The sequence below is a fragment of the Rhizobium binae genome (assembly GCF_017357225.1).
GTDB lineage: Bacteria > Pseudomonadota > Alphaproteobacteria > Rhizobiales > Rhizobiaceae > Rhizobium > Rhizobium binae.
Genome location: NZ_CP071604.1, coordinates 4,099,607 through 4,116,954 on the forward strand (window position 1 = coordinate 4,099,607; position 17,348 = coordinate 4,116,954).

14 protein-coding genes, 1 tRNA gene and 2 pseudogenes are annotated in these 17,348 nt (G+C 61.2%); 10 read left to right on the plus strand and 7 right to left on the minus strand.

Features of this window, described 5'->3' with window-relative positions:
- Window positions 1-4: 4 nt before the first annotated feature.
- Window positions 5-886, minus strand: coding sequence for a peptidylprolyl isomerase (locus J2J99_RS19980; RefSeq protein WP_004671783.1), 882 nt, complete (start codon window positions 884-886; stop codon window positions 5-7).
- A 246-nt stretch (window positions 887-1,132) separates the two neighbouring features.
- On the opposite strand from J2J99_RS19980, the gene secA reads away from it, so the two are divergent.
- From secA to J2J99_RS19995, 3 genes and pseudogenes are all read left to right on the plus strand, one after another.
- The gene (gene secA, locus J2J99_RS19985; RefSeq protein WP_168296703.1) at window positions 1,133-3,847 is read left to right on the plus strand and encodes a preprotein translocase subunit SecA; all 2,715 of its coding nucleotides are present in this window, start codon (window positions 1,133-1,135) and stop codon (window positions 3,845-3,847) included.
- A gap of 168 nt (window positions 3,848-4,015) precedes the next feature.
- Window positions 4,016-5,439, plus strand: a pseudogene (locus J2J99_RS19990) (lipopolysaccharide biosynthesis protein).
- Entirely contained in the window at window positions 5,440-6,717 is a 1,278-nt protein-coding gene (locus J2J99_RS19995) for a GNAT family N-acetyltransferase (RefSeq protein ID WP_168296701.1), read from the plus strand. It abuts the pseudogene before it with no gap.
- Between the two features lie 4 nt (window positions 6,718-6,721).
- Here J2J99_RS19995 and J2J99_RS20000 read toward each other — a convergent pair whose 3' ends face one another.
- Window positions 6,722-8,350 (minus strand): AMP-binding protein, encoded by a 1,629-nt coding sequence (locus J2J99_RS20000; protein WP_168296700.1) that lies wholly within the window; start codon window positions 8,348-8,350, stop codon window positions 6,722-6,724.
- Window positions 8,351-8,549: 199 nt separating this feature from the next.
- Between J2J99_RS20000 and J2J99_RS20005 the strand changes: the two genes are divergently transcribed.
- A complete protein-coding gene (locus J2J99_RS20005; protein ID WP_168296699.1) occupies window positions 8,550-9,530 on the plus strand; it encodes an aldo/keto reductase in 981 nt (326 codons plus the stop codon).
- A gap of 128 nt (window positions 9,531-9,658) precedes the next feature.
- Window positions 9,659-9,838, plus strand: a pseudogene (locus J2J99_RS20010) (class I SAM-dependent methyltransferase); the annotation flags it as partial.
- An 89-nt stretch (window positions 9,839-9,927) separates the two neighbouring features.
- Here the strand turns inward: J2J99_RS20010 and J2J99_RS20015 are convergent.
- Window positions 9,928-10,506, minus strand: a complete 579-nt coding sequence (locus J2J99_RS20015; RefSeq protein ID WP_168296698.1) for a TetR/AcrR family transcriptional regulator — start codon at window positions 10,504-10,506, stop codon at window positions 9,928-9,930.
- Between the two features lie 125 nt (window positions 10,507-10,631).
- Between J2J99_RS20015 and J2J99_RS20020 the strand changes: the two genes are divergently transcribed.
- Complete coding sequence (locus J2J99_RS20020) at window positions 10,632-11,927, plus strand: MFS transporter (RefSeq protein ID WP_012485376.1); 1,296 nt, start codon at window positions 10,632-10,634, stop codon at window positions 11,925-11,927.
- Window positions 11,928-12,053: 126 nt separating this feature from the next.
- A tRNA-Leu gene (locus tag J2J99_RS20025) sits at window positions 12,054-12,138 on the plus strand.
- Window positions 12,139-12,226: 88 nt separating this feature from the next.
- Here J2J99_RS20025 and J2J99_RS20030 read toward each other — a convergent pair.
- Window positions 12,227-12,514, minus strand: a complete 288-nt coding sequence (locus tag J2J99_RS20030; RefSeq protein ID WP_064825865.1) for a hypothetical protein — start codon at window positions 12,512-12,514, stop codon at window positions 12,227-12,229.
- Between the two features lie 163 nt (window positions 12,515-12,677).
- Window positions 12,678-12,962 (minus strand): hypothetical protein, encoded by a 285-nt coding sequence (locus tag J2J99_RS20035; protein ID WP_168296697.1) that lies wholly within the window; start codon window positions 12,960-12,962, stop codon window positions 12,678-12,680.
- A 213-nt stretch (window positions 12,963-13,175) separates the two neighbouring features.
- Between J2J99_RS20035 and J2J99_RS20040 the strand changes: the two genes are divergently transcribed.
- On the plus strand, window positions 13,176-14,924 hold the full coding sequence (locus J2J99_RS20040; protein WP_168296696.1) for a cation:proton antiporter domain-containing protein: 1,749 nt from the start codon (window positions 13,176-13,178) through the stop codon (window positions 14,922-14,924).
- A gap of 30 nt (window positions 14,925-14,954) precedes the next feature.
- Here the strand turns inward: J2J99_RS20040 and J2J99_RS20045 are convergent, their stop codons facing one another.
- Window positions 14,955-15,239: a hypothetical protein gene (locus tag J2J99_RS20045; protein WP_168296695.1), complete on the minus strand. Its 285-nt coding sequence runs from the start codon at window positions 15,237-15,239 to the stop codon at window positions 14,955-14,957.
- 201 nt (window positions 15,240-15,440) lie between these two features.
- On the opposite strand from J2J99_RS20045, the gene J2J99_RS20050 reads away from it, so the two are divergent.
- Window positions 15,441-16,031 (plus strand): YqaA family protein, encoded by a 591-nt coding sequence (locus J2J99_RS20050; protein ID WP_168296694.1) that lies wholly within the window; start codon window positions 15,441-15,443, stop codon window positions 16,029-16,031.
- Window positions 16,032-16,157: 126 nt separating this feature from the next.
- Window positions 16,158-16,673: a disulfide bond formation protein B gene (locus tag J2J99_RS20055; protein ID WP_168296693.1), complete on the plus strand. Its 516-nt coding sequence runs from the start codon at window positions 16,158-16,160 to the stop codon at window positions 16,671-16,673.
- Window positions 16,674-16,782: 109 nt separating this feature from the next.
- Here the strand turns inward: J2J99_RS20055 and J2J99_RS20060 are convergent, their stop codons facing one another.
- On the minus strand, window positions 16,783-17,340 hold the full coding sequence (locus J2J99_RS20060) for an HNH endonuclease (protein ID WP_010031546.1): 558 nt from the start codon (window positions 17,338-17,340) through the stop codon (window positions 16,783-16,785).
- Window positions 17,341-17,348: the final 8 nt, after the last annotated feature.

Sequence of the window (17,348 nt, forward strand, 5' to 3'; positions counted from 1 at the left end):
AATATTACTGCTGCGGCGCCGGCTGGGCGGGCTCACTGCCCGGTTCGGGCTGCTTGTTGGCCTGATCATAACCCTTGCGCAGCGTCTCGTCCGAGATCTCGATCTTGGCGGACGTCTTGGCCTGGTTGAGAAGTGCAAGATACTTGTCGCGCATGACGAGCTGACGAACCTGATCCTGGACCTGATCGAAAGGCGGCGGCGGAGCGTCGCGCTTGTCCTCGACCTTGATGACATGATAGCCGAAGTCGGTCTTCACAGGGGTCTTGGAATAGGCGCCCTTCTCGAGCGCGAAGGCTGCGTCCTCGAACTCCTTGACCATGCGCCCGCGCGAGAAATAACCGAGATCGCCGCCTTCCGACTTGTTCGGATCGGTGGATTTTTCCTTGGCGAGTTCGGCGAAATCCTTGCCGGCGTCGAGCTGCTTGATGATCTCCTTGGCTTCGTCCTCGGTCTTGACCAGGATATGGCGGGCGTGGACTTCCTCCTGCTTCGGCAGGGCTGCGACTTCCTTGTCGTAGCGCGCCTTGACTTCGTCAGGCGTCACGGTGTCGACGACATGCTTCTTGAAATAGGCGTTGTGCAGCTCGCGGTCGGAAAGATACTGCATGCGCTTCTTGAATTCATCGGTCTGGTCCAGCTTCTCGGCGATGGCGTCGGCGGCAAGGAGCTTCACGTCGATGGCGGCGGACAGGGCTGCGACCTTTTTCTGGTCATCGGGAAGCTGCGCCAGCTGCGGATCGAGATTGGCGACGGCAAGATCGAGTTCCGACTGGTGGATCTCCAGATTGCCGACCTTGGCGACGACGGCGTCCTCGGCATGGGCCGGAGCCTGGAATGCAACGAAAGTTGCAAACGCCAGCAGGGCGAATTTATTGGTGCTCAACATCAAATAACCCTTCACAGTTATGTCGCCGGCGTCAGCATCGCCTATTCCAGCTCAAAATAGCCATCAACACCGGATTGTGGCCTTTCTGTATCCGCCAAATCCGTTGACATCATTCGACCCCCCTCTTATCTGTCACGCAACCTCGCGTCCAGAACAGTTTCCGGGCGTTTCAAGGCGTGCGCCTGATTTTCGGCTGGGCCGCGGACAAGAAACGTCGCGGATGAATATTGAGAAAGGACCAGTCACATGGTCAGCTTTGGCGGTATAGCCCGCAAGTTATTTGGGTCGTCCAATGATCGCCGCGTGCGGTCCTTCCAGCCGAACGTCACCGCGATCAACTCCATCGAAGAGAAGACGAAGGCTCTGACGGACGAGCAGCTGGCGGCAAAGACCGAGGAGTTCCGCGCTCTTCTGGCCGAAGGCAAGACGCTCGACGACATCCTGATCCCCGCCTTCGCCGTCGTGCGTGAGGCTTCGCGCCGCGTTCTCGGCCTGCGACCTTTTGACGTACAGCTGATCGGCGGCATGATCCTGCACTCGAACGCGATCGCCGAGATGAAGACCGGCGAAGGCAAGACCCTCGTCGCCACCCTGCCGGTCTATCTGAACGCGCTTTCCGGCAAGGGCGTGCACGTCGTCACCGTCAACGATTATCTCGCCCAGCGCGACGCCGCCACCATGGGCCGCGTCTACGGCTTCCTCGGCATGACCACGGGAGTCATCGTCCACGGTCTCTCCGACGAGGAGCGCCGAGCGGCCTATGCCTGCGACATCACCTACGCCACCAACAACGAACTCGGCTTTGACTATCTGCGCGATAATATGAAGTACGAGAAGAACCAGATGGTTCAGCGCGGCCATAATTTCGCGATCGTCGATGAAGTGGACTCGATCCTCGTCGACGAGGCGCGCACGCCGCTGATTATCTCCGGCCCGCTCGACGACCGCTCCGAACTCTACAATACGATCGACGCCTTCATTCCGCTGCTCGTTCCCAGCGATTACGAAATCGACGAGAAGCAGCGCTCCGCCAACTTCTCCGAGGAAGGCACCGAGAAGCTGGAAAACTTGCTGCGCCAGGCCGGTCTCCTGAAGGGCAACGGGCTCTACGACATCGAAAACGTCGCGATCGTCCACCACATCAACAATGCGCTGAAGGCCCACAAACTCTTCCAGCGCGACAAGGACTACATCGTCCGCAACGGCGAAGTCGTCATTATCGACGAATTCACCGGCCGTATGATGCCGGGCCGGCGTTATTCGGAAGGCCAGCACCAGGCGCTCGAAGCCAAGGAAAAGGTGCAGATCCAGCCGGAAAACCAGACGCTGGCTTCGATCACCTTCCAGAACTACTTCCGCATGTACGATAAACTCGCCGGCATGACCGGCACGGCGCAGACGGAAGCGGAAGAATTCGGCAATATCTACAATCTCGACGTGGTCGAAGTTCCGACCAACCTGCCGATCAAGCGTATCGACGAGGACGACGAGGTCTACCGGACCTTCGACGAGAAGTTCAAGGCGATCATCGCGGAAATTCTAGACGCCCATAAGCGCGGCCAGCCAGTGCTCGTCGGTACGACCTCGATCGAGAAGTCGGAGTTGCTTGCCGAGCGCCTGCGCATGCAAGGTTTCAACGACTTCCAGGTGCTGAACGCCCGCTATCACGAGCAGGAAGCCTATATCGTCGCCCAGGCCGGCGTGCCGGGCGCCGTCACGATCGCCACCAACATGGCCGGCCGCGGCACCGACATTCAGCTCGGCGGCAACCTGGAAATGCGTATCGAGCGTGAACTCGGCGATGTCGAAGCCGGTCCGGAGCGAGAGGCCCGGATCCAGGCGATCGTCGAAGAGATCAAGGAACTCAAGCAGAAGGCGCTCGCCGCCGGCGGCCTCTATGTGATCGCCACCGAACGCCACGAGAGCCGGCGCATCGACAATCAGCTGCGCGGCCGCTCGGGCCGTCAGGGCGACCCCGGCCGCTCGAAATTCTACCTGTCGCTTCAGGACGACCTGATGCGCATCTTCGGCTCCGACCGCATGGACAGCATGCTGACCAAGCTCGGCCTCAAGGAGGGCGAGGCAATCGTCCATCCCTGGATCAACAAGGCGCTGGAGCGCGCGCAGAAGAAGGTCGAGGCCCGCAACTTCGACATCCGCAAGAACCTGCTGAAGTACGACGACGTTCTCAACGATCAGCGCAAGGTGATCTTCGAGCAGCGTCTCGAACTGATGGAATCGACCAATATCTCCGAGACCGTATCCGACATGCGCCGCGAAGTGATCGAGGATCTGGTCGAAAAGCATATTCCCGAACGCGCCTATGCCGAACAATGGGATGCCGTTGGCCTGAAGACCGGCGTCACCAATATCCTGAATCTCGATCTGCCGATCGAGGATTGGTTCAAGGAGGAAGGCATCGGAGAGGACGATATTCGCGAGCGCCTGACGGAAGCCGCCAATGCCGCCTTTACCGAGAAGGCCGAGCGTTTCGGCGATGACATCATGCATTATGTCGAGCGCTCGATCGTCATGCAGACGCTCGATCACCTTTGGCGCGAGCACATCGTCAACCTCGACCACCTGCGCTCGGTCATCGGCTTCCGCGGTTACGCCCAGCGCGATCCGCTGCAGGAATACAAATCTGAAGCCTTCGAACTCTTCACCGGCCTCCTCAACAATCTGCGCGAGGCCGTCACCGCCCAGCTGATGCGCGTCGAATTGGTGCAGCAGGCACCGGCCGAACCCGAACCGCCGCTGATGCAGGCCCACCATCTCGATCCAATGACCGGCGAGGACGATTTCGCTCCGATCTACCACGCCTCCGAAGTGATCGTCGCGCCCGAGAACCGCAATCCCGAGGACCCCACCACCTGGGGCAAGGTCGGGCGCAACGAGGCCTGCCCCTGCGGCTCCGGCAAGAAATACAAGCATTGCCACGGGGCCTTCGAACAGGTCTGAGGCAGATACGACAGCTCTGAAAATGCCGCCTTCGGGCGGCATTTGCTTTTTTGCGGTAACGCCGGGCAGCTGGAATTCCAAGCCCGCGGCCAGGCCGTTCCGGAACCGTTTCTTAACCCTGCTCTGTCAAGACTTCGGGGGACGATTTGCCTGACCTCAGAGTTTTGCGTGTTCATCATGGCAGTCATAGAAACAGCGGAGAAGATGCTGCCGGCGGGCCTGCGCCCGATTGGCGGCCGTACGCTGCGCATGCTCGCGGCCGTGCTGACCGAAGGCGGAGAGAAGGCCGCCGCCCAGCGCATGGCGCTGACGGCCTTTTCGATCCGCATCCTCAGCGCAGCGCTTGCCTTCGTTTCCCAGATCGTGCTCGCGCGGCTGATGGGCGAATATGAATACGGCATCTTCGTTTTCGTCTGGGTGCTCGTCGTCGTCTTCGGCGACCTCTCCTGCCTCGGCTTCCACACTGCGATCGTCCGCTTTCTGCCGCGGTACAAGGCGGCGGGCGCCTTCGAGGAAATCCGTGGCCTGACCGGTACGGCGCGCATCTTCGCGCTGCTGTCCGGCACGGCGATGCTTGCCGCCGGCATGCTCGGTCTGCATTTCTTCGGGGATATGATCGAGCCCTATTATCTCGCCCCGATCTTCCTCGGCCTGTTCGCCATGCCGATGATCGCGCTTGGCGACATTCTGGAAGGCACGTCGCGGGCGAACCACTGGCCGGTAATGGCGCTAAGCCCGGTCTATATTATCCGGCCGATCCTCATCATCGCCTGCATGCTGATTGCAATTGCGCTGGGCGCGGAGCATACGGCCGTCACTGCCATGCAGGCGGCGCTCGTGGCAACCTTCGTCACCGCCCTCGGCCAATATGGCGCGACGCTTTACCGCCTTCGCCGGCATTATGACGATGGCCCGCGCAAGCTCGATTTCCTCGCCTGGCTCAGCGTTGCCTTTCCGATCTTCCTGATCGAGGGCGTCGGCTTCCTGCTCACCAATTCCGATGTCGTCGTCGTCGGCATTTTCCTCCAACCGCACGACGTCGCCATTTATTTCGCCGCTGCCAAGACCATGGCACTGGTGCATTTCATCAATTTCTCCGTCAAAGCCGCCGCCGGCCCGCGCTTTTCCTCGATCATCGCTGAAGGCAACCATGCGCAGCTTTCGAATGCCGCAGCTGACGCCGCCCGCTGGACCTTCTGGCCGGCGCTCGGTGTCGGTCTTGCAGTTCTCGCGGCGGGTCACCTGCTGCTGTCGCTGTTCGGCGGCGCCTTCACGTCGGGTTACCTTGTCATGGCGATCCTGCTTGCCGGCATTCTCTCCAAATCGCTGGTCGGCCCGGCCGAAACGCTGCTGATGATGGCCGGCAAGCAGAATCTCTGCGTCGCACTCTATGCAGGCGCATTGGCCGCCAATGTCGGCCTCAACCTCGCTCTGATCCCCCGCTACGGCATCGAAGGCACCGCGATTGCCACAGCCTCGGCCATGGTGGTCGAGGCTGTCCTTCTTCATATCGCCGTGCGCCGCACGCTCGGCATCGTCCTCTTCGCCTTCGCCAGCCCCGCCGCCGTAACCCAGAAATGAAAGTTCGATAGATGGTGCGTCCGCCCCCCGTCACCGAAAGCACCGACAGCATCACCAACCGCATGATCCATGATCTCGCGTCGCTGCATTTCGAGGCATCGCAGGCCGAGGCCCGTGCCGAGATCGGACGGCCCGGACGCGAACTTTGCCTCTATCCGGGCAAGCTCGGCTACGAACTTCAGGATGAGCTCGACTTCCTCTCCAACCGGGCGATGGAGCCGAACGTCTTTTTCTCCGGCCGCTTCCTCGCGCCCGCCATGCCGCGGCTCGAAGACAGGCAGGTGAATTTCGCCCTGATCCGCGACCGCAATGCCGGCCGCAGCCGCATGCGTTTCCTCCTGCCGTTTTCGGTCGACAAGCCGGGCTTTGCCGTCGGTCCTTCGATCATCCGCGGCTGGTCGAACAGCTTCGGCCCGCTCGGCACGCCGCTCGTCGACAGCGAGGATGCGGCCGAAACCCTCGACAATTTCTTCGAGGCGCTGACGGGTCCTGACCTCAACCTGCCGAGCACCCTGGTTCTGCCGGATCTGAGATTGAACGGAATTTTCGTGCGCATGCTCAAGGCTGTGGCGCTCGGCCGCAATCTGCCGCTCACCGTGACCAACCCCTATCTGCGCCCGATGCTGCAGAGCGAGGAAGAGGCGCCGGCCTATCTCGGCAAAACCATCTCCTCCTCGCATATGCGCGAGATGCGCCGTCAATGGCGCCTGCTGGAGGAGCTCGGAACGGCGGCCTATGCCGTCGCCCGCCAGCCGCGCGAAATTCACGTCCGCTTCGAAGAATTCCTGGCGATGGAGGCCGGCGGCTGGAAGGGCAAACGGCGGAGCGCCCTCGTCACCGACCGCTATCATACCGCCTTCGCCCGCGAGGCCGTCTCGAACCTTGCCGCCGTCGACGCGGTGCGGATTCATTCGATCGACCTCAACGGCAAGGCGATCGCCGCCGTCGTGGTGTTGATGATGGGCGGCGAAGCCTATACTTGGAAGACGGCCTATGACGAAAACTATGCCCGCTATTCTCCGGGCAAGCTTTTGATGAGTGAACTCACCGAATGGCATCTCGACGACGCCAATATCGTCCGCTCCGATTCCTGCGCCGTCTCCGACCACCCGATCATGAGCCGCTTCTGGCAGGAGCGCGAGGAGATGGGAACATTGGTGATCGGCCTGACGCAGAACGGCGACCGCGACATGCGCCAGGTCGCCGCCCAGCTCCACATGTACCGCAGCACCCGCAATATGGCGAAGATGCTGCGCGAAAAGATCATGTCGCTCGCCGGGCGGAGTTGAGGCGTCAGCCTTCGGCTGCCGCCCGTTCCCGCAATAGCCGGCGGATCACCTTGCCCGTGGTCGTCAGTGGCAGCGATTCGACGAATTCCACCTCGCGCGGATATTCGTGCATCGAAAGCCGCATCTTCACCCAGTCCCTGATTTCGGCGGCCAGCGCCTCGCTCGGCGAATGGCCGGGCGACAGCACGACATAGGCCTTGACGATCTCGGTGCGCAGGGAATCGGGCTTGCCGACGGCGGCGGCAAGCTGCACGGCGGGATGGCCGATCAGGCAATCCTCGATTTCGGCCGGGCCAATGCGATATCCCGACGAGGTGATGACGTCGTCGTCGCGGCCCTCGAAGGTAATGTAGCCATCTTCGTCCTGCCGGCCGATATCGCCGGTGAGCAGCCAGCCGTTGGCGAATTTTCGCGCCGTTGCCGCCGCATCGTTCCAATAGCCGAGGAACATGACGGGATCCGGACTGGCGATGGCGATCTGGCCCGCCTCGCCTACCGGCAGCTCATCCCCTTTATCGTTGACGATCGCGACGCGGTGTCCCGGCACCGCCCGGCCGATAGCGCCGGCCTTGCTGACATCGTAGGCAGCGGCAGACGAGAGCACGAAATTGCATTCCGTCTGGCCATAGAATTCATTGACGGTGATGCCGAGCGTGCGTCGCGCCCATTCATAGGTCTCGCGGCCGAGTGCCTCCCCGGCCGAGCCGATCGTGCGCAGCACCAGATCATATTTCGAGCGGGGATCGGGAATGGATCGCATCAGCCTCAGTGCCGTCGGCGGGATGAAGGCGTTGCGCACATCCATCTCCGCCATGATCCGATAGGCCATGTCGGCATCGAATTTCTGCGCCGGCGACGAGACGACGGGAATGCCGAGCAGAAGGCTCGGCAGCAGCGCGTTGAGCAGACCGCCCGCCCAGGCCCAGTCGGACGGAGTCCAGACCTTGTCGCCCACCTTCGGAAAACCCTCATGGGCGAACTGCATGCCGGGAATATGACCGGGCAGAACACGATGACCATGCAATGCGCCTTTCGGCGGTCCTGTAGTCCCCGAGGTGAAGATCATCAGCGCCGGGTCGTCGGGCGTTGTCTTCTCTCCTTCGAAGACCGGCGCATAGGATACGATGAGATCGGCAAAGGAGAGAGCGTCGGGAGCGCCATCGACGCTGATCACATGCCGCAGTTCCGGCAGACGATCGCGGATTTGCCGGATGCGATCGAGGCCGAAATCATTGGTGACGATTGCCGCCGCACCCGAGATTCTCAGCCGATATTCCAGGGCCTCGACGCCGAACAGCAGCGCCAGCGGCAAGGCGATCGCGCCCATCTTATAAATCGCGACATGCGCAACCACGGTCTCGAACGATTGGGGCATCAGCAGAGCGACGCGATCGCCGCGCTTGATGCCGAGCGATGCCAGTGCATTGGCGAACATGGAAGAGCTGCCGGAAAGCTCACTATAGGTCAGCGAAAGATGATCGCCGTCCGGACTGAAATGTTCGAGACAGACACGCTTCGGATCCTTCGCCGCCCAATCGTCACTGACGGCGCGGCCGATATTGAAATCCTCCGGAATGCGCCAGGAAAAATCACGGTAAAGATCGTCATAGCGATCATGGGACGGCAGTCGCATAGTCGGATTCCGGTGAAATGCTGCAGCAGCTAACACCTTGAGGCGCGGATGTGCAAGCCGCAGACGACAACGGCAGCCTGTCACGGACCGTTGTTATCATTGCTGCGCAGATTCCTCGTTCGCAGCCCTGCGACTTTGGCGGTTTCGCCCTAGATCAGGGAAAGCCGCACGGGGGTGTCTCAATTCATGGAGTCGTTTCATGGAATACGTCAAATTTGGAAAGACCGGTCTCGAAGTGTCGAAAATCTGCCTCGGCTGCATGACCTTCGGCGACCCCGGCCGCGGCAACCATGCATGGAGCCTGCGGGAAGAGGAAAGCCGAACGATGATCAGGCAGGCGATCGACCTCGGCATCAATTTTCTTGACACCGCCAACACCTATTCCAACGGTTCATCAGAGGAGATCGTCGGCCGCGCCATCAAAGACTTCGCCAAGCGCGAGGACATCGTTCTGGCGACCAAGGTGTTCAACCGTATGCGGCCGGGTCCGAACGGCGCCGGCCTGTCACGCAAGGCGATCTTCGACGAGATCGACAATAGCCTGCGCCGCCTCGACACCGATTATGTCGACCTCTACCAGATCCACCGTTTCGACTACACGACGCCGATCGAGGAAACGCTGGAAGCGCTGCATGACGTGGTCAAATCGGGCAAGGCGCGTTATATCGGCGCCTCCTCGATGTATGCTTGGCAGTTCGCCAAGGCGCTCTACGTCTCAAGGCTGAACGGCTGGACGGAATTCGTCAGCATGCAGAACCATTTGAATCTGCTCTACCGCGAGGAAGAGCGCGAGATGCTGCCTTTGTGCGAAGACCAGAAGATTGCGGTCATCCCCTGGAGCCCGCTCGCCCGCGGCCGCCTGACCCGCAATTGGGACGAGACGACGGCGCGCAGCGAGACCGACGAATTCGGCAAGACGCTCTACACGCAATCCATCGATGCTGACCGCAGAATAGTCGAGGCCGTGGCCGGCATCGCCAGCGCCCGCGGCATTTCCCGCGCCCAAGTCGCCACCGCCTGGATCCTGCAGAAAAGCGTGGTGACCGCGCCGATCATCGGCGCGTCCAAACCGAACCACTTGGCAGACGCCGTCGCTTCGCTCACGGTCAAGCTCACGGCCGAAGAAATCGCCGTGCTGGAAGCGCCCTATATTCCGCATGCCGTCGCCGGCTTCAAATAGCCACATCCCTCTTCTCAGCGTCCTCATAAAGACAGATCCTCTCCCGACCCCGGGAGAGGATCGGGATAAGACACGAGCCGGTCACAGTTCCGTCCTAGCGCTTGCCTGAAACATCGTGGAATCGTCTCATGACTACTGTTCCCTTCGAGCCCCGCCGCTTCCGCACCACCGCCGCCTATTACGGCCGTTTCCGCGTTCCCTATCCCGACGCACTGATCGAACGCGTGATCACCAGAACTGGCCTTCGCCCCGGCGACCGTCTGCTCGACCTCGGCTGCGGTCCGGGCCAGATCGGCATCGCCTTCGCCGCTGCGAAACGAACTCGCCACCCTGGCGCCGGATGGAAAATTCACCGAGATCGTTGAGGCCAACGCGCTCATCGCCTTCCGCGACTAAACTATCTCTGGCTGCCCGGATCGAGCTGCCGGCGCATGGTCACCAGAAATTGCTCGGCAAGCCCCCGGTCCTCGACGGCGCGGGCAAGGATGACGGCGCCCATCATCGATGAGAGCGTCGTCGCGGCATTGGCGCGGCGTTCCTCTTCGCTGTCGCCGGGAACAATATCGGCAAGTGTGTCGACCAGCACGGACAGTCCGTCACTGAAGACGGCGCGAACCGCGCCGCGGCTGCGGCTCACCTCCTGAATCAGCGTTGCGAAGACGCAGCTGCCGCCGGGATCATCAACCGTGCGCCAGTGGATATAATGGTCAAGAAGTGTTTCGAGCGGCCGGTCGGGCGAACTGGCAATATGCTCCTTCCAGCGCTCTTCCACCCGATCGATCAGCTTGCGGCTGACCTCAAGTGCCAGCTCATCCTTGGAGCTGAAGTGACCGTAAAAGCCGCCATGCGTCAGCCCTGCCGCCTTCATGATGTCGGCAACGCCAACGCCGTCAAAACCGTTTTCCCGGAAGAGCACGCCGGCAACACTCAGAATCTTCTCGCGGTTTTCGGCAAATTTCTCGCGGCTGACCCGCATCGTCGTCTCCGGAAATAGTGGCTTGACAATTTATATGATGTCCATCATCAATACGCAAGAAATATGATGACCATCATGTAAATCGGTCCAGTATCTTCCCCGAGAATCCGAACGGAACAGCGTACATGGTTTCCACAGCCCTTGCCTCAACCCTTGCCCGGCGCAACATTCATTACGGTTGGGTCGTCGTTGCCGCCACCTTCCTCACCATGCTGGTGACGGCGGGCGCCATGGGCGCTCCCGGCGTGCTGATCAAGCCGCTGCAGGACGAATTCGGCTGGGAAACCTCGCAGATTTCCTCCGCCCTCGCGATCCGCCTGATCCTGTTCGGCTTCATGGGGCCGTTTGCCGCCGCCTTCATGAATTATTTCGGAGTGCGCAAGGTCATCGTCTTTGCGTTGACGCTGATCGGCATAGGCTTTGTCGGCTCGCTGTTCATGACGACGCTGTGGCAGCTCCTGCTGCTCTGGGGCATCGTCGTCGGCTTCGGCACGGGATTGACGGCCATGGTGCTCGCCGCGACGGTGTCGACGCGCTGGTTCACCAGGCATCGCGGTCTTGTCGTCGGCATGCTTTCGGCAAGCTCGGCCACCGGCCAGCTCGTCTTTCTGCCGCTGATGGCGGAGCTGACGGAGCGTTACGGCTGGCGATCGACGGTGTTTTTCGTCTGCGCCATGATCATGGTCGCCGCCCTTGCCGTTCTCGCCTTCATGCGCGACCGGCCGGCTGACGTCAATTTGCCCTCTTTGGGCGAGGCGCATGTCACGCCGGCACCGGCCAAGCCGACGCTCGGCGCTGCCTTGATGACGCCCATCACCACGCTGCGCGAGATTTCGACCACCTCGACCTTCTGGATTCTCTTTGCCACCTTCTTCATCTGCGGCCTCAGCACTAACGGCCTGATCCAGACCCATTTCGTCACCCTCTGTGGCGATTTCGGCATCGTGCCGGTGGCCGCCGCCAGCGTGCTGGCCGTCATGGGCATCTTCGATTTCTTCGGCACTATCGGCTCCGGCTGGCTGTCCGACCGGTTCGACAATCGCTGGCTGCTGTTCTGGTACTACGGCCTGCGCGGCCTCTCGCTGCTTTATCTGCCCTTCAGCGACTTCAGCTTCTACGGCCTTTCGATCTTTGCCATCTTCTATGGCCTCGACTGGATCGCCACCGTGCCGCCGACAGTCAAGATCGCCGCCGACCGCTTCGGCCGCGAAAAGGCCGGCCTCGTCTTCGGATGGGTCTTTGCCGGCCATCAGCTGGGCGCCGCCACCGCCGCCTATGGCGCCGGCCTCTCGCGCACGGAACTGTCGAGCTATCTGCCCGCCTTCTTCGTCGCCGGCGCCTTCTGCCTGCTGGCCTCGATCCTTGCGATCACGCTGAAGAAATCAGGCCTGCCGAGCGCGGCGCCTGCTGCGGCCCATTGATCTCAGAGAGGATCCGACCTCGACGCAAAGTCGGACCTCTCCGCCGGATTGCCGCGATAACTTCGCTCGCCCGTATTGCATGCGCGGGCGCACACATGTTAGACACCCGCCTCGTCGGTATCCGTTGCCCCATTGGCGGAATTGGTAGACGCGCTCGACTCAAAATCGAGTTTCGAAAGAAGTGCTGGTTCGACCCCGGCATGGGGCACCAGCCTCCGCTTCCGTCAGGAACGAAGGCGCACTGGCTTCAACCCGCGGGCCTCGATCCCGATACGGAACGAATTTGCATCCGAATAAAATTACTTATTCTTCAACAGCCACATCTTGCCGGCCATGGTGATGCCGTAGACGTCCTTTGATGCGTCGTCGTCCAGATGCCGCCGCTCGAGGAAACCCGGCTCCTTCAGCTCACCCAGCGTCTTGGCCGTGACCGATTTCACTTTCTGAGGCCGCTCTTTCCACCGGTCGGTTTTTGCGTAGGTTACGGTCGCGTTCTGATGCGTCCATTTGTTGGCCGGCTGAGGATAAAGATCTCCATCCCTGGCGAGTTTGAGTCCGGCGATCTGGGACGGGGTAAGTTCAATCATATGAAAATCCTGTGCAGGTCCTTGCGCTGGGAACGCGCTTCGACCGAAGGCGTGCTCATAGCACCGACGGAGGTCTTCCACCACCACATTGCGATAGCAGCGCCACGAAAGGTGAAAACCCGGCTCACGCAGGAACCGGGCCTCGCCCTTCGCTGATATTTCATCAGTAACAGCGCCGCACAGTCCGGGTAACCTCGCCGTCCTCGGTCTGGCGGGTGACGCTTCTGGTTTCGCAGCCATTGTCGCGATAGCGACGGTGCTCGCGTTCTCGGACACCGAAGGTCAAGCCGCGCTCGCTGATGGTGATGCCGGGCCGGACCCGCTCCTGGCGATAGCCGTCGTCGTCATAGGTGCGCTCTCGGACATAGACGCTGTCGGCGAGAACAGGGGCTGCAAACGAGCAGGCGGCAAGCGCCGCCACAGTACAGTTCAAGATGATCTTCCGCATCTCGTTTCTCCTTTTGGTGATGAAGGGGCAACGACCTGAGCGAAGACTGGTTCCAACATCCGTGGCGCGCCGACGATGGCGATCCTTTTGCCGACGATATCTGTTTCCGGCTGGCCAAGGGCACCGACCAAGCTCTCAAAACGCAAATCAACTGTTTAATTTTGTTTAAGCTTCGTCCAATGTGGCGGCCGTTACCATCAGGCGAGGCCAGACGTGCATCAAGAAGTAGGACTCATCGCGACGGTCGCCGTCAGTTTTGTTTTCGCGGCGGTCCTCGGTTATGGCGCCGACCGGCTCCGGCTGCCGCCGCTCGTCGGCTATCTGGTGGCCGGCATCATGATGGGGCCGTTCACCCCAGGCTTCGTCGCCGACACCGCGCTTGCCGGCCAGCTCGCCGAAATGGGCATCATTCTGCTGATGTTCGGCGTCGGCCTGCATTTTTCCGCCTCCGATCTGCTCGCTGTGCGCGGTATCGCCGTGCCGGGTGCGATCGGACGGATATTCTTTGCCACATTGCTGGGCATCGGCCTCTGCAAGCTCTGGGGCTGGAGCCTCGGCGCCGGCATCGTCTTCGGCCTCAGCCTGTCGGTGGCAAGCACCGTCGTGCTCCTGAAGGCGCTGGAGGAGCGCAATCTCGTCAATGCGGCAAGCGGGCGCGTCGCCGTCGGGTGGCTGATCGTCGAAGATCTGGCGATGGTGCTGGCGCTGGTGCTGCTGCCGGCGCTGGCAGAACTTCTCGGTGGTCATGCCGTCGATACGACCAATCATGGTCTTGGCGAACTGCCGCTGGCGCTGACGATCGGGTTGACCTTGTTGAAGGTGGCGGCCTTCGCCGCCATGGCGATCTTCCTCGGCCCTCGGATCGTGCCCTGGCTGCTGACGATGATCGCGCGCACCGGATCGCGCGAGCTCTTCACGCTGACGGTGCTGGCGATCGCCCTCGGCATTGCCTTCGGCTCGGCTGCGATCTTCGGGGTCTCCTTTGCGCTCGGCGCCTTCTTCGCCGGCGTCGTCATGAGCGAATCCCAGCTCAGCCACAGAGCAGCCGCCGATTCGCTGCCGTTGCAGAACGCCTTCTCCGTGCTGTTCTTCGTCTCCGTCGGCATGCTCTTCGACCCATCGATCCTAGTGCGCCAGCCGCTGGCCGTGATGGGGGCCCTCGCACTCATCATCCTCGGCAAGGCCATCATCACCTTCGCGATCGTCATGCTGCTGCGCTATCCGATCAGCATGGGCCTGACCTTGGCCGGCGGCCTTGCCCAGATCGGCGAATTTTCCTTCATCCTCGCCGGCCTCGGCGTCTCGCTCGGGCTGCTGCCGCATGAGGGCCAGGATATGATCCTTGCCGCCGCGATCCTGTCGATCACGCTCAACCCGATCGTCATCGTCGCAAGCGACGGCCTGAAGAAATATATGCATTCGAAATGGCCCCTCCTCTTTGAAAACTACGGCAGAAAGAATCAGAAGACGCTGGGCAAGGAACTTGAAAAGATCAGGGCTCTCGGCGAGGAGCGCCAACGCCAGCACCAGCTGAAGATGCAGCAGCTGATCGAAACCTTCCCGCTGTTCTCCCAGGTCGGTGAGGATGCGCAGGAGGAGCTGCTGCTGCTCTTCAAGGCAAGGTCGGCCCCGCCCGGCGAGCGGGTCATCCGCCGCGGCGATCGCGGCGACAGCATGTATTTCATCTCCTCGGGTGCGGTCGAAGTGCGGGTCGCCAGCGGCGCGATCCGCCTCGAACCGGGCGCCTTCTTTGGCGAGATGGCGCTGCTGAGCGGCGGGCGGCGCACGGCCGACGTCATCGCCGTCGACTTCTGTCAGTTCGAGGTGCTCGAGCGGCGCGACTTCAACATGTTCATGTCGCACCATCCCAACCTGCGGGCGATCGTCAGCGAAATGGCCCAGAAGCGCACGGAGATGAATGTGTTGCGGCAGCAATGGGAAAAGTCGATGGATCTGTCCTGAAACCGCAGCCACCACAGGGTCGCAATCCGTTCAGGACGATGCCGGCCAATAACCGTCGGAACGGAAATCCGCGGGGATCGGATCGAGCCGCGACAGCGCTTCGGCGGCGAAATCGATCTGCATCGACAGATACCTCAGCGCCGCCGGCATCGGTGCGCCGGTCACAAATTCCCGGATGCGGGAGGGATGATAGCCGCTTTCGTTGAGCCGCCGGACGGCTTCGCGGCGAACGTCGTCGCGGTTCGGCCTGTCGTCAGTATGCCCGTCCGTCGAAGCGGCCTGCCCACGGCCGCCCTCGATCACCTTGAATTTCATGTCGCGTCACCCTGCACGTCGCCCTCAAACCAGCTTGCCGCAGAATCGCCGATTCGCCATCCCATGAAATCTTGGGAGAGACATCGATGCACGCATCACGAAATTTTTAGGCGGTGGGTGGCACGAAGGACACGGGCGAGCATTTACAGGGCGGTCTACGGCCCCTAAAGCTCTTTTGCACCGCAACAGGAAGGGAACGGAATGCTCCGCAGACTTTACGACTGGACCATGTCTCTGGCCGCGCGCAAATCGGCCGAAGCCTGGCTCGCCGTCATCGCCTTCGTCGAAAGCTCCGTCTTTCTCGTCCCCGCCGATGTGCTGTTCCTGCCGATGGCACTCGCCAAACCGGAGCGCTCCTATCGCTATGCGCTGATTGCGACTATCGCCTCCGTGCTCGGCGGCATCGCAGGCTGGGCGCTGGGTCACTACGCTTATGAAGCGGTGGCGCGGCCAGTTCTCGAATTCTATGGCAAGCTCGATGCCTTTGAGGAGATGAAGGCCTACGTCACCTACGAGTGGATCCTCCTGCTGCTTGTCACATCAGGCCTTGCGCATCTGCCGCCGATCAAGATCGTGACGATCCTGTCCGGCGTCATTAACGTCAATCTGGGGCTTTTCATCATCTCGGCGATCGTGGCCCGCGGCGCGCGTTTCCTTCTCCTCGCCTGGCTGCTACGCCGCTATGGCGAGCCGATCCGCGACTTCATCGAGAAGCGCCTCGGCCAGCTCGTCGGCATCGGTGCCACTGCGGTGATCGTGCTATACGTCGGCTACCGCTCTTTCGCTCACTAAAGCGTTTCGTTTTTCTTCGAATAACGAAGATGCTCTATCTATTTTAATTTTACGCAATTCTGGACGCAAAACCGCTTCACACTTTTGCTGGAATTGCTCTAAGCCAAACTCTCGCGGAGTTCCGCCATGACTGCCACCGCCTCGCCGCTCGCCCGTCCCGGCTTCGTCTATTCCATGTTGCTCGCTATCGGCATGGCGGCAGTGGTCGGCGGCGCCCTCGGTTTCCAGTATATCGGCGGCTATATCCCCTGCGCGCTCTGCCTGTTGCAGCGTCAGCCCTATTATTATGCCATTCCGATCGCCATTCTCGCAGCGATCTGCGAGTTCTTCGGTCTGCCAAACTGGATTTCCCGCGCGATGATTCTGGCAGCCGGCATTCTGATGCTCGTTACCGCCGGCATGGGCGTCTATCACGCCGGCGTCGAATGGCACTTCTGGCCAGGCCCGGCCACCTGCTCGACCACCGCAAGCAGCATGACGACCAATGCCGGCGATCTGCTCGGCGAACTCAACACGATCAAGGGCCCATCCTGCACCGATGCGGCGCTCAGGGTACTCGGCCTGTCTTTTGCCGGCTGGAACGTCATTGCGGGAATCCTGCTTGCGGCCTTCGCTTTCGTCGGCGTTCGCAAAACCGCCTGACGCATGTCGCCGAGGACATGCGCAACGGGTCGCTGATAACGACATGGAAGCAAAGAGCCGAAGCGCGGTTGCGGACTCCCGGTCGCTGCGACGCTGTTGACGGGTGCGATCAGGGCTGCAGTTCGGTATCCCAGTAGAGATAGTCGAGCCAGCTGTCGTGAAGATAGTTTGGCGGAAACAGCCGGCCGTTATTGTGCAGATCCTGCACCGTCGGCTGGTAGGGCTTCTGCGCCGGGAACATGCCTGCCTGCTTCGGAAGCTTGCTGCCCTTGCGCAGATTGCAAGGGGAGCAAGCCGCAACGACATTTTCCCAGGTCGTCTCGCCGCCATGGGCGCGCGGGATGACGTGGTCGAAAGTCAGGTCGTCATGCGAGCCGCAATACTGGCACTCGAACCGATCGCGCAGGAAAACGTTGAACCGGGTGAAAGCAGGATTGCGGGATGGCTGAACGTAAGTCTTCAGGCATACGACACTCGGAAGCCGCATCGAAAAGCTCGGCGAGGAAACCGAGTGTTCATATTCCGCGATGATATTCACACGGTCGAGAAATACCGCCTTGATCGCGTCCTGCCAGGACCAAAGCGACAAGGGGTAATAACTCAGCGGCCGATAGTCAGCGTTCAGAACGAGCGCCGGCAGGGCCTGCGGGGAGACTGCAATCGTCAAGGGACTCT

What these genes read in the sequence shown, in the direction of transcription:
- J2J99_RS20005 (WP_168296699.1), top strand. Translation starts at nt 8,550, where the DNA reads ATGGAATACGTCAAATTTGGAAAGACCGGTCTCGAAGTGTCGAAAATC.
- J2J99_RS20055 (WP_168296693.1), top strand. Translation starts at nt 16,158, where the DNA reads ATGACTGCCACCGCCTCGCCGCTCGCCCGTCCCGGCTTCGTCTATTCC.
- secA (WP_168296703.1), top strand. Translation starts at nt 1,133, where the DNA reads ATGGTCAGCTTTGGCGGTATAGCCCGCAAGTTATTTGGGTCGTCCAAT.
- J2J99_RS20000 (WP_168296700.1), bottom strand. Translation starts at nt 8,350, where the DNA reads ATGCGACTGCCGTCCCATGATCGCTATGACGATCTTTACCGTGATTTT.
- J2J99_RS19995 (WP_168296701.1), top strand. Translation starts at nt 5,440, where the DNA reads ATGGTGCGTCCGCCCCCCGTCACCGAAAGCACCGACAGCATCACCAAC.
- J2J99_RS20015 (WP_168296698.1), bottom strand. Translation starts at nt 10,506, where the DNA reads ATGCGGGTCAGCCGCGAGAAATTTGCCGAAAACCGCGAGAAGATTCTG.
- J2J99_RS20030 (WP_064825865.1), bottom strand. Translation starts at nt 12,514, where the DNA reads ATGATTGAACTTACCCCGTCCCAGATCGCCGGACTCAAACTCGCCAGG.
- J2J99_RS19980 (WP_004671783.1), bottom strand. Translation starts at nt 886, where the DNA reads ATGTTGAGCACCAATAAATTCGCCCTGCTGGCGTTTGCAACTTTCGTT.
- J2J99_RS20045 (WP_168296695.1), bottom strand. Translation starts at nt 15,239, where the DNA reads ATGAAATTCAAGGTGATCGAGGGCGGCCGTGGGCAGGCCGCTTCGACG.
- J2J99_RS20035 (WP_168296697.1), bottom strand. Translation starts at nt 12,962, where the DNA reads ATGCGGAAGATCATCTTGAACTGTACTGTGGCGGCGCTTGCCGCCTGC.
- J2J99_RS20020 (WP_012485376.1), top strand. Translation starts at nt 10,632, where the DNA reads ATGGTTTCCACAGCCCTTGCCTCAACCCTTGCCCGGCGCAACATTCAT.
- J2J99_RS20050 (WP_168296694.1), top strand. Translation starts at nt 15,441, where the DNA reads ATGCTCCGCAGACTTTACGACTGGACCATGTCTCTGGCCGCGCGCAAA.